The sequence below is a fragment of the Pseudonocardia sp. genome (assembly GCF_025965585.1).
In the GTDB taxonomy this organism is placed as follows: Bacteria; Actinomycetota; Actinomycetes; order Mycobacteriales; family Pseudonocardiaceae; genus Pseudonocardia.
In genome coordinates this window covers 1-14,374 of the sequence record NZ_JAOPWR010000057.1, presented here as the reverse complement: position 1 = coordinate 14,374, position 14,374 = coordinate 1, and the positions used below count along the sequence as shown (strand labels likewise).

The following is a 14,374-nucleotide window of genomic DNA, read 5'->3' as shown; positions in this document are numbered from 1 at the left end:
ACGGCCGGGGCCGAGGTGGGCGCGGGGGGCACGGCACCCGAGGTCGCCGGAGTGCCGGCGGTGCGCGGTGCGGCGGTGGCAGGCGCGGACGCGACCGGGCCGCCGATGACCTCACGGAACCGCAGCTGCGCGGTCTGGCCCAGCGAACGGGCCTGCTCGCCCTGGTCGCCGGGAACGGTGATCGTCAGGTTGTTGCCGTCGAGCACGACCTCGGCGCCGCCGACACCCAGCCCGTCGACACGCTGCTGGATGATCTGCTGCGCCTGGACCAGCTGGTCACGGGGAGCCGGTGCTCCGGACTCGGTACGGGCCACCAGCGTGACCTGCGTTCCGCCCTGGAGGTCGATGCCCAGCTTGGGGGCCGGACGCCCGTCGCCGGTGAAGAACACCAGCGCGTAGAGCACGACCACGATGCCGACGAACGTCGCCAGGTAACGCGCGGGGCGGATCTGCCCCGGGGAGGTTGCCACTGCAGAGAGTCTCTTCCTGATGTCACCGCTGCCCCGCTCCCGGGGCCCCGCGGCGGGGAGCGATCAGATACGGGGGGTGCCCTTGCTGCTGTCGTCCTTCTCCAGCGACGGCGTCTTGTCGAGCGAGGGCGCCGTGCTGGGCGCGACGTCGATCGAGGGCGACGGCTCGTGCGGTGCGCCGGACGCGCCGGCTGCGTCGTCCGCGGTGTAGTCGCGCTCGTGGTCGGACACGTCGTGGGCCGACAGGTCGACCTTCTCCTTGACAGCGGCCCGCACCCAGGTGGTGACGACGCCGTCGGCGATCTCGAGGTCGATGGTGTCCTCATAGGACGCGTCCACGACGGTGGCGCGCAGCCCCGACGTGGTCAGGACCACATCACCGGACTCGAGCGAGGCCTGCAGCGACTGCATCTCCTGCACCACGCGCTTCTGCTTCCTGCTGGACAGGAAGATGGGGATGAACAGCAGCAGGATGATGAAGGGGAAGATCAGCGAGAGGTCCATGGTCTCCGTAACTCCGCAAGTCGTCGAGGGCCACCCGAGTCTGCCAGCCTGTGTCCACTACCACGCCTTCGGGCCTAGAACAACGCCGTTGGGCCGCCCGGGGTGACGTCGGGCGGCGCGGCGATACCGAGATGGGCCCAGGCGGCGGCAGTGGCCACCCGGCCCCGTGGAGTGCGCGCCACCATTCCGGCGCGCACGAGGTAGGGCTCGCATACCTCTTCGACGGTACCCGCCTCCTCGCCCACCGCGACGGCCAAAGTCGACACCCCGACCGGACCGCCCCCGAACAACCGGACCAGGGCGTTCAGGACGGCGCGGTCGAGACGGTCCAGCCCGAGCTCGTCGACGTCGTAGACGTCCAGCGCGTCGCGGGCCACCTGGCGGGTCACGGCGCCGTCGGCCCGTACCTGCGCGAAGTCACGGACGCGGCGCAGCAGCCGGTTGGCGATGCGGGGCGTGCCGCGCGAACGACCGGCGATCTCCTCGGCGCCGTCGCGGCGCAGGTCGACCTCCAGGATCGGGGCCGCGCGGCGCAGCACGAGCTCCAGCTCGTCCGGCTCGTAGAACTCCATGTGCGCGGTGAAGCCGAAGCGGTCGCGCAGCGGGCCGGTCAGCGCCCCTGACCGTGTGGTGGCCCCGACCAGCGTGAAAGGCGCGATGTCGAGCGGGATCGAGGTGGCTCCGGGCCCCTTGCCGACCACCACGTCGACGCGGAAGTCCTCCATCGCGAGGTAGAGCATCTCCTCCGCGGGGCGGGCGATGCGGTGGATCTCGTCGATGAACAGCACGTCGCCGGGTGCGAGGTTGGACAGCATCGCGGCCAGGTCGCCGGCACGTTCCAGGGCCGGGCCGGACGTCAGACGGAGCCCCGCACCCAGCTCGGCGGCCACGATCAGCGCGAGGCTCGTCTTGCCCAGCCCCGGTGGGCCCGACAGCAGGATGTGGTCGGGCGGGTCGCCGCGCCGGCGCGCGCCCTCCAGCACGAGCTCCAGCTGCTCGCGCACCCGCGGCTGCCCGATGAACTCGCGCAGGTTCCGCGGCCGGAGCGTGGCCTCGGCCTCGAGATCCTCCGGTTCGGCGAACGGGGTGAGCTCACTCACGCGACCGCCCCCTCCGCTCCGCACACCGATGCGCACCGCGCCCGTTCGTGATCACGGTCGGTGGTGCAGGAGCTGCAGGGGTGCAGGTCCCACGCCGCAGACGGTGAGCACTCGGGAGCCTGGTCGTCATCGGGAGCCGCCCAGTCGGGTCAGGGCCGAGCGGAGCAGCTTCGCCGCGTCGGCCTCCGCGTCGCCGGCCAGCACCGCGTCCACCGCCGTCTCAGCGGGCTTGGCCGTGAACCCCAGCCCCACCAGCGCTTCGACCACCTGGTCCCGGCGCGGGTTACCGGTGCCCGTCGCGAGCGGCAGGGACGCCGGGGCCGCCGCGGGGACCGCCACCTTGTCCTTGAGCTCCAGCACCATCCGCTGGGCGACCTTGGGCCCGATGCCCGGCACCCGCGTCAGCGCCTTGACGTCGCCCTCGGTCAGGGCGCGGCCCAGGTCGTCGGGCGCGAGGACCGCCAGGGTGGCCAGCGCCATCCGCGGCCCGATCCCGGCCACCGACTGCAGCAGGCCGAACAGGTCGCGCTGCTCGTCGTCGGCGAAGCCGAAGAGCGTGAGGGAGTCCTCGCGGACCACGAGCGCCGTCGCGAGCCTGCCCTGCTCGCCGCGGCGCAGGGTGGCCAGCGTGTTCGGGGTGGCGAACACGGCGTACCCCACGCCGCCGACCTCCAGGACCGCGTGGTCCAGGCCGATCTGGAGCACCTCGCCCCGCAGTGACGCGATCACCGCTGCGCCGCCTTCGCCGCCGCGGCCAGCCGCGCCCTGTGCGCCTTCGCCAGCTCGTCGCTGCGGGCCTTGGCCTGCGCCATCCGGTCCAGCATCGGGGCGCGCCAGCAGTGGCAGATCGCCAGCGCCAGCGCGTCGGCGGCGTCGGCGGGGCGCGGGGCCTCCGCCAGGCCCAGCAACCGCGTGACCATGCTCGTGACCTGTTCCTTCCCGGCCCGGCCCTCGCCCGTGACGGCGGCCTTGACCTCGCTCGGGGTGTGGAACGCGACCGGCAGCCCGGCCCGCGCCGCCAGCAGCGCCACCACCCCGCTCGCCTGCGCCGTGCCCATCACCGTGCGGACGTTGTGCTGGCTGAACACCCGCTCGATCGCGACCACGTCGGGGCGGTGCAGCGCGATCCAGCGCTCCACCTCGGCGCCCACCGCCAGCAGCCGGCGCTCCAACGGCGCCTCCACGGGCGTGCGCACCACGTCCACCGCGACGCACGACACCCGGCGCCCGTCCGACCCGTCGACCACGCCGAGCCCGCACCGGGTCAATCCCGGGTCGACGCCGAGCACCCGCACCCGCACTCCCCTCACCGTGACACGACCACCGCCGTGACACGACCATCACCATGACACGCCATCGCGAACAGCCGTTCGAGAGGGCAGGCTACCGGCGGCCCCGCACCGCCTCGCGAGGGCGCGCCGCACGCGTCACCCCGTGGCGCCACGGCGCCCCCACGGAACTGGGCGCTTCCCCGATGCCGGGGCCGCCCCGGACCCCGCACGCCGAGACGGCCCACAGCGGAGGGCGCGATCTTCAGCCTCGACTCCGGCGACGGCCCGGTCCGCTTCCGCGCCACCGCCCCGCGAACCCGTGCCGCTCGCGCGGCCTCACCACCCGCTGCCTCCGTCGGGTGCGCGGGAGCCGGTCAGGCGGGCTCGTCGGCGAAACAGCGCAGCACCAGGCCGGTGCGGGGCTTGGGCACGAACAGCGTGGACTTGCGCGGCATGAGCACGCCGCGCGCGGCCAGGTCGAGCACCGTGGCGGCGGGCGTGGGCCGCACGAGGACCGCCACCCCACCGGTCTCCCGGGCCGTGGCGACCGCTGACTCCACGGAGTGCCGCAGCAGCACCCGGTCGGCGGCGTCCCAGAGGTCCTCCACCAGGCCGACGTCCACGAGGGCGACGTCGAGGTCACGCCAGTCGTCCGCACGCTCCGGGGTGGCGGCGAGCAGCCGGGTCCGGTCGGGGTCGGTCAGCCGCACCCAGCCGGTGCCGTCGGTGAGCAGCACCGCGGTGTCGTGGGCGTCGGCGAGCAGCGCGACCGCGTCCGGGGGCGCATCGACCGCTTCCGCGCGGAACACCCCGGACACCGATGCCGCTGCCCCGCGCAGCGCGAGCCCGGGCACGACCCGGTGGATCGCGTGCACCTGCGGGCCGTGGTCCCCGGTCGGAACCAGCAGGGCGAGCCCGCGGTCCCACGGCCCCGGATCCCCGCGGTCGCGCTGGTGCCCGAGGTAGCTCGCCCAGCGGTGGTGCCCGTCGGCGATGACCGTCCGGCGGCCGGCGAGGTCGGCCCGGACGGCGGCGACGTGCTCGGGATCCACGACCCGCCACACGCGGTGCCGGACGCCCCCGCCGTCGAGCAGGTCGATCATGGGTGGGCCGGTGACGTAGCGATGGGCCAGCTCGTCGGCCGCGGCCGGCTCGCCGTCGAACGTGAGCACGATCGGTTCGAGATCGGCCTGCGTGGCCGCGAGCAGCGCGAGCCGGTCGGCCACCGCCGCGGGAACGGTGGCCTCGTGCGGCGACACCACGCCGGCGGCGGGCAGCCCGACGGCGCCGACCCAGCCGCGGGTGGAGACCCGCCCCGCCTCGACCAGGTCGTACAGGAACAGCGCCGGCGCCTGGTCGACGACGAACGTGCCGTCCCGCCGCCACAGCGCCAGCCGCCGCGCGGCGTCGTCGGCGCCGAACGTGGGCAGCGTCAGGTGCACGATGCTGTGCTCGTCGGCCTCGGTGAGCCGCGCACGCTCGGCGGGCTCGATGAGGTCGTACGCCGGCGACGTCAGGACGGGCAGGCGCGCGGGGTCGCGGTAGCGGGTGGCGACGAACGGGGCGACGTCCAGCCCGCCCCCGCCGACGGCCCCGTCAGTGGGCGGCGTCGTCCCAGCTCCGCCCGTACCCGACCGACACCTCGAGATCGACGCTGAGCTCCGCCGCCGCGGCCATCTCGCGGCGCACGAGCGCCTCGACGACCTCGCGCTCACCCTCGGCCACCTCGAGCACCAGCTCGTCGTGGACCTGCAGCAGCATGCGGCTGCGCAGCCCCTCCTGCGCCAACGCGCGGTGCACCCCGAGCATGGCGACCTTGATGATGTCGGCCGCGCTGCCCTGGATGGGTGCGTTGAGCGCCATCCGCTCGGCCATCTCGCGGCGTTGGCGGTTGTCGCTGGTGAGATCGGGCAGGTAGCGGCGGCGGCCCATGATGGTGGCGGTGTAGCCGTCCTTGCGAGCCCGCTCGACGACCGTGGCGAGGTAGTCGCGCACCCCGCCGAATCCCTCGAAGTAGTCGTCCATCAGCGCGCGGGCCTCCTCGGTGGGGATCCGCAGCTGGTTGGACAGACCGAATGCGGAGAGGCCGTAGGCGAGGCCGTAGTTCATCGCCTTGATCTTGGCCCGCTGCGCGGGCGTGACCTCCGTTGGCTCCACCCCGAACACGCGCGCGGCCGTCTCGGCGTGGAAGTCGTGCTGGGAGCGGAAGGCCTCGATGAGCGCGGTGTCCTCCGACAGGTGCGCCATGATCCGCATCTCGATCTGGCTGTAGTCGGCGGTCATCAGCTCCGCGTAGCCCGGGCCGACGACGAACGTCTCGCGGATGCGGCGCCCCGCCGCCGTGCGGATCGGCACGTTCTGCAGGTTGGGCTCGGTGGAGGACAGCCGCCCGGTGGCCGCGATGGTCTGGCTGTAGGTGGTGTGGATGCGCCCGTCGTCGGCCACCGACTTCAGCAGGCCCTCGACGGTGACCCGCAGCCGCATGGCGTCGCGGTGCAGCAGCAGGTGCGAGAGGAACTCGTGGCCGGTCTGCTCGAAGAGCGTCTGCAGTGCGTCGGCGTCGGTGGTGTAGCCGGTCTTGGTGCGCTTGGTCCTGGGCATGTTCAGCTCGTCGAACAGCACCACCTGCAGCTGCTTGGGCGAGCCGAGGTTGATCTCCTTGCCGATCACCTTGTAGGCGTCCTGTGCGGCCTGCTGCACCTGCGCGCCGAACTCCGACTCCAGGCCCGAGAGCATCTCCCCGTCCACGGCGATGCCGGCCGCCTCCAGATCGGCGAGCACGTACTCCAGCGGCAGCTCCAGATCGGCCAGCAGACCGCCTGCGGCCTTCTCGGCGAGCTCGACGTCGAGAGCGTCGGCCAGCTCCGACACCGCGGACGCGGCCACCATCTGACCGGATGCGAGCTTGGCGTCGGCCTCCTCCTCACCCGACAGGCCGTCATCGCCCTCCAGCAGCGAGAGCTGGCCGCCCTCCGGCTCGCCGTCGACCCGCAGTTCGCGCCGCAGGTGCCGCAGGGCGAGGTCGGCGAGGTCGAAAGTGCGCTGGCCGGGCCGCGACAGGTACGCCGCGAGCGCGGTGTCGCTGGTGAGCCCGGCGAGCGTCCAGCCGCGGCCGCGCAGTGCGTGCAGGGCCGCCTTGGCGTCGTGGGCCGCCTTCGGGACCGACGCGTCGGCCAGCCACTCCCCCAACGCGGCCTCGTCGTCGGGGGTGAGCGTGGTGACGTCCAAGTAGGCGGTCTGCGGGACCCCCGCCTCGGCGCCGGCGGCCCGGGCCTCGACGGTGGGCTCGCCGGCCGCGAGCGCGATGCCGCCGAGGTCGCGGTCGGACACCCCACCGGTGAGCCCGTGGAACGCCAACCCGACGCGGCGCCCGTCGCGCGCGTGCTCGTCGAGCCAGGTGCGGACCGCGCCGGGCTCCAACGCGCTCCCCTGCACCTCGATGCCGCCCTCGGCCTCCGGCTCGGCGCTCTGCAGCGTGGCGAACAGCCGCTCGCGCAGGACGCGGAACTCCAGCTCGTCGAACAGCCGGTGCACGGCGTCGCGATCCCACGGCCGCACCTCGAGCTGGGACGGCACGGCGTCCAGCGGCACGTCGCGGACGAGCTCGGTGAGCTGCCGGTTGAGCAGCACCCCGGCCAGGTGGGCGCGCAGTGCGTCGCCCGCCTTGCCCTTCACCTCGTCGACGCGGTCGACCAGCTCGCCGAGCGAGCCGAACTCGCGGACCCACTTGGCGGCCGTCTTCTCCCCGACGCCCGGGATGTTGGGCAGGTTGTCGCTGGGATCGCCGCGCAGTGCCGCGAAATCGGGGTACTGCGCGGGCGTGAGGCCGTAGCGCTCCATGACCTCACCGGGGTCGATGCGGCCGAGATCCGAGACCCCGCGCTTGGGGTAGAGCACCATGACGTTGTCGCTGACCAGCTGGAACGCATCACGGTCGCCCGTGGTGATGAGCACCTCGAAGCCGTCGTCCTCGGCCTGGGTGGCCAGCGTGGCGATGACATCGTCGGCCTCGTAGTTGTCGACCGCGAAGAACGGGATGGCCAGCGCGTTCAGGACCTCCTTGATGAGGTCGACCTGGCCGCGGAAGTCGTCCGGAGTGGACGTGCGGTTCGCCTTGTACTCGGTGAACCGCTCCGACCGGAACGTCTTGCGCGAGACGTCGAACGCCACCGCGAGGTGGGTGGGCACCTCGTCGCGCAGCAGGTTGATGAGCATCGATGTGAAGCCGTAGACCGCGTTCGTGGTCTGCCCGGTGCCAGTGCGGAAGTTCTCCGCGGGCAGCGCGAAGAACGCCCGGTAGGCGAGGGAGTGGCCGTCGAGCAGCAACAACCGCTTGCCCGTCGAGGACGGGGCGGCGGGCTTCGCAGCGGCCGATGGCGCGGAGGTTCGGGTCGCGGGGCTCATCGACGGGGAGTCTAGGACCGCCCGCCGACAGTTCCTGGCGGGAGTCGGGAACGCACGGGCACACTCGCCCGTTGCCATGACGCCCGTCCGATTCATCCCGATAGGGTCGGCCGGGCACAGCTCGAACCGGGGGGAACGAGCCCCCCGCCACAGATGCCCATCGGGGCAGAAGCGGAGCAGTACGTTGAGCGTCAGCCTCACCAAGGGTGGAAACGTCAGCCTCACCAAGGAGGCACCCGGACTCACCAACGTCGTCGTGGGTCTCGGCTGGGACGTCCGCACGACCACGGGCACCGAGTTCGACCTCGACGCGTCGGCGATCGTGCTCAGCGCGGAGGGCAAGGCCGTCTCCGACAAGCACTTCATCTTCTTCAACAACCTGACCAGCCCCGACGGCACCGTCGAGCACACCGGCGACAACCTCACCGGTGAGGGCGAGGGCGACGACGAGCAGGTCAAGGTCAACCTCGCCGGCATGGCGGCCGACGTCGACAAGGTCGTCTTCCCGGTCAGCATCTACGACGCCGACACGCGCCAGCAGAGCTTCGGCCAGGTGCGCAACGCGTTCATCCGCGTGATCAACGCCGCCGACCAGAAGGAGATCGCCCGCTACGACCTCACCGAGGACGCCTCCACCGAGACGGCGATGGTCTTCGGCGAGCTCTACCGCAACGGGGCGGACTGGAAGTTCCGCGCCGTCGGCCAGGGCTACGCGTCGGGCCTCGCGGGCATCGCCCGCGACTTCGGCGTCAACGTCTGAACCGGTGGCCATCGACTACACCAAGCGGCCCCCGAGAACGGATGCCGCCGCGACGGCGGCTCCGTCGGCGCCCGCCGGCGGAGCGGTCTCGCTGTCCAAGGTCACGCTGACCAAGTCGGCCCCGAGCGTCTCGCTCACCAAGCGCGGCGCCACCGGCGGTCAGCTGCGGGTCAACCTGCAGTGGAGCTCCGGCGCCGAGCCCGCCAAGAAGGGGCTGTTCGGCAAGCTCATGGGCGCCGGGTCGGGCATCGACCTCGACCTGGCCTGCCTGTGGGAGTTCACCGACGGCAGCAAGGGCGTCGTCCAGGCGCTCGGCAACGCGTTCCAGGCCCCTTACCAGGGCGCGCCGATCATCCGCCTCGACGGTGACGACCGCTCCGGCAGCAACGCCGGCGGCGAGAACATGTTCATCGACCTGTCACGGGTCGCCGAGATCAAGCGCATCCTCGTGTTCGCCTTCATCTACGAGGGTGCGTCCAACTGGGCGGCGGCCGACGGTGTCGTCACGCTGTTCCCCGCGTCCGGGCCCGAGATCGAGGTGCGCCTCGACGAGGCCGACTCGGGCTCCCCCACGTGCGTCATCGCCCTGCTCGAGAACTCGGGCGGCGAGCTCACCGTGCGCCGCGAGGTGCGCTACATCCGCGGCGGCCAGGCCGACGTGGACCGCGCCTACGGCTGGGGAATGGAGTGGGCGCGCGGCCGCAAGTGAGTCGCGCACACGGTGATCAGGGAGGTCGGGGAGGACGTGCCACGACGAGGTGGCGCACGACGAGAGGCGGAGCCGTGCGGCATTTCGGTCATCTGAGCGCGTCCGACAGGGACGCCCTGTTCGAGCGGCCGCCGGAGCAGCTCCGCCGCGACAGCGGTGCGGAGCTGCTCTCGGTGGCCCTCGGCGCCACGCTGTACATGCCGGCCGACCGGCCCTCGCTGGCCGCCGACATCACCAAGCAGACGGCCGCGGGCGTCACGTCGGTGGTGGCGTGCCTCGAGGACGCCATCGCCGACGAGCAGGTGGCCTACGCCGAGGACAACCTCGTCGACGCCCTGTCGATCCTCCACCGCGAGCAGGAGCTCGACTCCCGCCCGGACCTGCCGCTGCTGTTCGTCCGCGTCCGCGAGGCGGAGCAGATCCCGGCGCTGGTCCGCCGGCTGGGCCCGGCGGTCGCCGTCCTCGACGGGTTCGTCCTGCCCAAGTTCACCGCCGCGAGCGGCACCGACTACCTGCACGCGCTCGACGAGGCCGACCTCATCGCGGGCACGTCGCTGCGCGCGATGCCGGTCATCGAGTCGGGCGCCGTGCTCTACGCCGAGACGCGCGTCGACGAGCTGACGCGGCTGCGCGCGCTGCTGCACCGCGACCGCCGTCGCATCCTGGCGATCCGCCTGGGCGCCACCGACCTGTGCGCGCTCTACGGGCTGCGCCGCTCGCCCGACCTGTCGATCTACGACATCAGGGTGGTGGCCGACCTCATCGCCGACGTCGTCAACGTGCTGGGTCGCGCCGACGGCACCGGGTTCACCGTCACCGGCCCGGTGTGGGAGTACTACGCCGGCCGCGAGCGGATCTTCGTCCCGCAGCTGCGGCGCACGCCGTTCGTCGAGCACAACGAGCCGGAGCTGCGCGGCAAGCTCGTCTCGCGGGCGATCGACGGGCTGATCCGCGAGGTCCAGCTGGACAAGGCCAACGGCCTGACCGGCAAGACCGCCATCCATCCCACGCACGTCGCCGTCGTCAACGCGCTGTCGGTGGTGTCCTCCGAGGAGCACCGCGACGCCACCGACGTGCTCACCGCCGGGCGCGGCAGCGGCGTCATGGCGTCGGGGCACGGCAACAAGATGAACGAGATCCGCCCGCACACCGCGTGGGCGCGGGCCACGGTGCGGCGTGGCCGCGTGTTCGGCGTGGCCCACGAGGACGTCTCGTTCGTCGACCTGCTGGCCGCGAGCCTGCCCCGATGACCGCACTCCCTTCAGCGGAGGCGGCATCGTGACCGCTCCTGCCACCGCGCCGGTGGGCGACCGGCTCGGCGTCCGGGTCCTCGGCGACGCCGCCCCCCTGCTCGGGCTGGCCCTGCGCCGCAACCCGAAGCGCGCGCAGCTGCTCGTCTCGCGGGTGCTGGGCAAGCACGTGCCCACCGATCCGCGGCTCGTGCGCGCCACCGGGCTGCTGCTGGGCGGGCTCGCCGACGACGTGCTGGCCGACCGTCCGGCCCGGGAGCTGCCGGTCGACCTGCTGCATCGCGCCGTGGCCGGTGATCCGGTGTCCGCGCAGGCTCTGCACACCGATGCGCAACGGTCCGTCGGGCCGACCGCCGACGCGGTCGTCCTCGGGTTCGCCGAGACCGCCACCGCCCTCGGGCACTGCGTTGCCGAGGGCCTGGGCGGCGCGACGTACCTGCACTCCACGCGGCGGCTCGTGCCCGGGATCGCCCCGGCCGGCGGCTTCACCGAGGAGCACTCGCACGCCACCGACCACCTGCTGCTCCCCCACGACCCCGCGATCCTGACCGACGGACGACCGCTGGTCCTCGTCGACGACGAGCTGAGCACCGGCCGCACCGTCCTCAACACGATCACCGCGCTGCACGCCCTCGCGCCGCGCGAGCGGTACGTGGTGGCTTCGCTGGTCGACGTCCGGCCGCCCGGCACGGAACTGGTCGACGGCGTGCGGGCGCTGGGGGCGCGGCTGGACGTCGTGTCGCTCGCCCGGGCCGCGGTGGAGCTGCCCGTGGACGTGACCGCCCGCGCCGCCGCCCTCCGGGCCGAGATCGACGCGCACACCACCGTCGGGCCCGAAACGGCCCCGCCCGGATCCCCGCTCGGGCGCACCCCGAGTCCGACCCGCGCGCAGCCCGACCCGCGGCTGATGCTGGCCGAGCTCGGCTGGCCGGTGACGCTGCCCGCCGGTGGTCGGCACGGCTTCTCCCCTGCCGACCACCGCGCGCTCGACTCCACACTCCCCGAGCTGGCCGCGGGGCTGGCTCGGGCGGCAGACCTGCGCCCCGGCGAGCGCACCCTCGTGCTCGGCACGGAGGAGCTGATGGCGCTGCCGCTGCGGCTCGCCCAGACCCTCGCCGACGCCGGGCTCGACGTGGCGTTCTCCACCACCTCCCGCTCCCCCGCCGTGGTCGTCGACGAGCCGGGGTACGCGCTGCGCAGTGGCCTCACCTTCCCGGCCCACGACGACCCGGACGACGGGCCCGGCCCGCGCTTCGCCTACAACGTCGAGCAGGGGTGGGACCACGTGCTCGTCGTGGTCGACCCGCCTGCCGACACCCCCCTGCTGCGGTCGGGCCTGCTCGCCACCCTGGCCCCGCACACCCGCAGGACGACCGTCGTGATCACCCCGTGAGCGAGCTCGCGAGCGAACCGTCGACGCGGCGCACCCCGGAGCCGTTGCGCGGGCCGGCGTTCGGCAGCTACGCCCCCGACGAGGTCGCGTGGCTGCTCACCGACCTCTCGGACGTCGCGCTCGAGGCGCCCACCGAGGAGCGCGAGGAGGCGGTGCAGAACGGCGGCGCGCACTACGCCGAGTCGCTGCCCCAGGAGTACCAGCCCGACGACGCCTACCTGGCTCTCTACCGCGACGCGCTCGCCGCCTCGGCACCCCGGCTGGCGCAGGCGGTGGGCACCGTCGCCGAACAGGTGCTGGCCGAGCGCGGCCACGACGTCGTCCTCGTCTCGCTCGCCCGCGCCGGCACGCCCGTCGGGGTGCTGCTGCGGCGGTGGGCCGCCCGTCGCCACGGGCTGGACCTGCCGCACTACGGCGTCTCGATCGTCCGCGGCCGGGGCATCGACCGCCTCGCGCTGCGCCATCTCGCCGAGCGCCACGATCCCGCCACCGTCGTCTTCGTGGACGGCTGGACGGGCAAGGGCGCCATCGCCCGCGAGCTGGCCGCAGCGCTCGACGGCACCCCGTTCGATCCCGACCTCGCGGTGCTCGCCGACCCCGGCCGCTGCGTCCGCACGTTCGGCACCCGCGACGACTGGCTGATCGCCTCGGCCTGCCTCAACTCCACCGTGTCCGGTCTCGTGTCGCGCACCGTGCTCAACGACCGGCTGATCGGCCCGGACCGGTACCACGGCGCGAAGTTCTACGCGGAGCTCGCCGGTTCCGACGTCTCCGGCGCCTTCCTCGACACGGTCACGGCCGGGTTCGACGCCGTGCGCGACACCACCGCGCCGGTGGACCGCACCCCCGACTTCGCGGGCTGGGCCGCCGTCGACCGGATCGTGGACGACTACGGCATCGGCGACGCCAACCTCGTCAAGCCCGGGGTAGGTGAGACCACCCGAGTGCTGCTGCGCCGGGTGCCGTGGAGGGTGCTGGTGCGGGCCGGGGCCCCGGCCGCGGACCTCGCGCACATCCGGCTGCTCGCGGAGCGCCGCGGCGTCCCCGTCGAGGAGGTGGAGGGGCTGCCCTACAGCTGCGTGGGCCTGATCCACCCCCGGTTCACCCGCGGAGCCACCGGCGCCGACGGCCTGGCGGCGGCCCGATGACGCGGCCGGTGGTCTGCCTGGACCTCGACCGGACGGTGATCTACTCCGCGGCCGCGATGGACCTGCGGGTGCCGGACGCCGACGCGCCGAGGCTGCTGTGCGTCGAGCTCTACCGCGGGGCCCCGCTGTCGTTCCTGACCGAGGCCGCGGCCACCGTCCTGCAGGAGCTGCAGGAGGCGGCCACGGTGGTCCCGGCCACCACCCGCACCCCCGAGCAGCTCGCCCGTGTCCACCTGCCCGGGCCGCCGGCGCGGTACGCCATCGCGAGCAACGGCGGGCACCTCCTCGTCGACGGTGTTCCGGACGGGGACTGGTCGGCCACCGTGCGCACGGCCCTCGTGGGCTGCGCCCCGCAGGCCGAGGTCGAGGCGCACCTGCGCACGGTCGACGGGCCGTTCGTGCACAGCAGGCGGGTGGCGGGCGACCTCTTCGCCTACGCGGTCGTCGACCGCGCCGCGCTGCCCGGCGGCTGGGTGGACGACCTGGCGGCCTGGTGCGATCCCCGGGGCTGGGCGGTCTCCCTGCAGGGCCGCAAGGTCTACGCCGTACCGCGCCCGCTGACGAAGTCGGCCGCCGCGGTGGAGGTCCGGCGCCGCACCGGAGGCGGCCCGCTGCTCGCCGCGGGCGACTCCCTGCTCGACGCCGAGCTGCTCGCCGTCGCCGACGCCGCCATCCGCCCCGCCCACGGAGAGCTGGCCGACGCGAGCTTCTCCCTCGACCACCTGGCCGTCACGACGGCGACCGGGATCTGGGCCGGAGAGGAACTGCTCCGATGGCTGCACGATCGTGCCGCCGTCGGCAGTTTGTCCGCTTCCGGCAGTCTCTAGAACGCACGCACGACAACCGGAAGGAACGCGCGCCATGGCGCTGTGGGACCAGCTCAAGAGCCGAATCACCGATATGACCTCGTCGACGAAGACACAGGTCGCGAAGTTCCAGAGCAAGGACTTCGCGAAGGCGAGCATGGCGATGTGCGCGCTGATCGCCGCCGCCGACGGCACCATCACCGCCGACGAGCGCCGCAGGACCGCGAACTTCATCTCCGGCAACGACGCTCTGTCGGTGTTCGACGTCAGCGAGCTGCAGGGGCACTTCGAGTTCTACTCGTCGAAGCTGGAGAAGGACTACGACTTCGGCAAGGTCGAGGCCATCGCCACGATCGGCAAGCTGAGGTCGAAGCCGGAGGCCGCCCGGGCGGTGATCCAGGTCGGGATCATCATCGGCGGCGCCGACGGCAACTTCGACAAGGACGAGCAGCAGGCCGTGCGCGAGGCGTGCAACGCGGTGGGCATCCCGCCCGCCGACTTCGACCTGTAGCACCCGCCGTGCGTGGACACGGGTGCCCGCACCGGTGTCCACGCACCG

Annotated in this window: 13 protein-coding genes and 1 pseudogene; 7 read left to right on the top strand and 7 right to left on the bottom strand. The window is 73.3% G+C overall.

The window, feature by feature from the left end; genetic code table 11:
• The 7 genes and pseudogenes from JWR81_RS03490 to polA all read right to left on the bottom strand — a co-directional run.
• A pseudogene (locus tag JWR81_RS03490) lies at positions 1-470 on the bottom strand (protein translocase subunit SecD); the annotation flags it as partial.
• Positions 471-533: 63 nt separating this feature from the next.
• Complete coding sequence (gene yajC, locus JWR81_RS03485; RefSeq protein ID WP_297646495.1) at positions 534-974, bottom strand: preprotein translocase subunit YajC; 441 nt, start codon at positions 972-974, stop codon at positions 534-536.
• A gap of 74 nt (positions 975-1,048) precedes the next feature.
• Positions 1,049-2,074 (bottom strand): Holliday junction branch migration DNA helicase RuvB, encoded by a 1,026-nt coding sequence (ruvB, locus tag JWR81_RS03480; RefSeq protein WP_297646493.1) that lies wholly within the window; start codon positions 2,072-2,074, stop codon positions 1,049-1,051.
• 126 nt (positions 2,075-2,200) lie between these two features.
• Positions 2,201-2,803: a Holliday junction branch migration protein RuvA gene (gene ruvA / locus JWR81_RS03475; RefSeq protein ID WP_297646491.1), complete on the bottom strand. Its 603-nt coding sequence runs from the start codon at positions 2,801-2,803 to the stop codon at positions 2,201-2,203.
• Positions 2,800-3,369: a crossover junction endodeoxyribonuclease RuvC gene (ruvC, locus tag JWR81_RS03470; RefSeq protein WP_297646497.1), complete on the bottom strand. Its 570-nt coding sequence runs from the start codon at positions 3,367-3,369 to the stop codon at positions 2,800-2,802. Before ruvC ends, ruvA begins: the two co-directional genes overlap by 4 nt.
• Before the next feature lie 350 nt (positions 3,370-3,719).
• Positions 3,720-5,060: a DUF1015 domain-containing protein gene (locus JWR81_RS03465; protein ID WP_297646489.1), complete on the bottom strand. Its 1,341-nt coding sequence runs from the start codon at positions 5,058-5,060 to the stop codon at positions 3,720-3,722.
• Positions 4,942-7,749 carry a DNA polymerase I gene (polA, locus tag JWR81_RS03460; RefSeq protein ID WP_297646487.1) on the bottom strand — a complete coding sequence of 936 codons (2,808 nt, stop codon included), beginning with the start codon at positions 7,747-7,749 and terminating at the stop codon, positions 4,942-4,944. The genes JWR81_RS03465 and polA overlap by 119 nt, the downstream gene beginning before the upstream one ends.
• A gap of 184 nt (positions 7,750-7,933) precedes the next feature.
• Between polA and JWR81_RS03455 the strand changes: the two genes are divergently transcribed.
• The 7 genes from JWR81_RS03455 (at position 7,934) to JWR81_RS03425 (ending at position 14,326) form a co-directional block, all read left to right on the top strand.
• Positions 7,934-8,509, top strand: coding sequence for a TerD family protein (locus JWR81_RS03455; RefSeq protein ID WP_297646485.1), 576 nt, complete (start codon positions 7,934-7,936; stop codon positions 8,507-8,509).
• 4 nt (positions 8,510-8,513) lie between these two features.
• Complete coding sequence (locus JWR81_RS03450) at positions 8,514-9,218, top strand: tellurium resistance protein (RefSeq protein WP_297646484.1); 705 nt, start codon at positions 8,514-8,516, stop codon at positions 9,216-9,218.
• Between the two features lie 74 nt (positions 9,219-9,292).
• Positions 9,293-10,468 (top strand): HpcH/HpaI aldolase/citrate lyase family protein, encoded by a 1,176-nt coding sequence (locus tag JWR81_RS03445; RefSeq protein ID WP_297646482.1) that lies wholly within the window; start codon positions 9,293-9,295, stop codon positions 10,466-10,468.
• Between the two features lie 28 nt (positions 10,469-10,496).
• Positions 10,497-11,861, top strand: coding sequence for a phosphoribosyltransferase family protein (locus JWR81_RS03440; protein WP_297646480.1), 1,365 nt, complete (start codon positions 10,497-10,499; stop codon positions 11,859-11,861).
• On the top strand, positions 11,858-13,009 hold the full coding sequence (locus JWR81_RS03435) for a cysteine protease StiP family protein (protein ID WP_297646478.1): 1,152 nt from the start codon (positions 11,858-11,860) through the stop codon (positions 13,007-13,009). Before JWR81_RS03440 ends, JWR81_RS03435 begins: the two co-directional genes overlap by 4 nt.
• Entirely contained in the window at positions 13,006-13,836 is an 831-nt protein-coding gene (locus JWR81_RS03430) for an HAD family hydrolase (RefSeq protein ID WP_297646476.1), read from the top strand. The genes JWR81_RS03435 and JWR81_RS03430 overlap by 4 nt, the downstream gene beginning before the upstream one ends.
• A gap of 34 nt (positions 13,837-13,870) precedes the next feature.
• The gene (locus JWR81_RS03425; RefSeq protein WP_297646474.1) at positions 13,871-14,326 is read left to right on the top strand and encodes a tellurite resistance TerB family protein; all 456 of its coding nucleotides are present in this window, start codon (positions 13,871-13,873) and stop codon (positions 14,324-14,326) included.
• Positions 14,327-14,374 lie beyond the last annotated feature (48 nt).

Bases quoted from the DNA above. Each gene is read 5' to 3' on its own strand.
- yajC (WP_297646495.1), bottom strand. From the start codon at position 974: ATGGACCTCTCGCTGATCTTCCCCTTCATCATCCTGCTGCTGTTCATC.
- polA (WP_297646487.1), bottom strand. From the start codon at position 7,749: ATGAGCCCCGCGACCCGAACCTCCGCGCCATCGGCCGCTGCGAAGCCC.
- JWR81_RS03430 (WP_297646476.1), top strand. From the start codon at position 13,006: ATGACGCGGCCGGTGGTCTGCCTGGACCTCGACCGGACGGTGATCTAC.
- JWR81_RS03425 (WP_297646474.1), top strand. From the start codon at position 13,871: ATGGCGCTGTGGGACCAGCTCAAGAGCCGAATCACCGATATGACCTCG.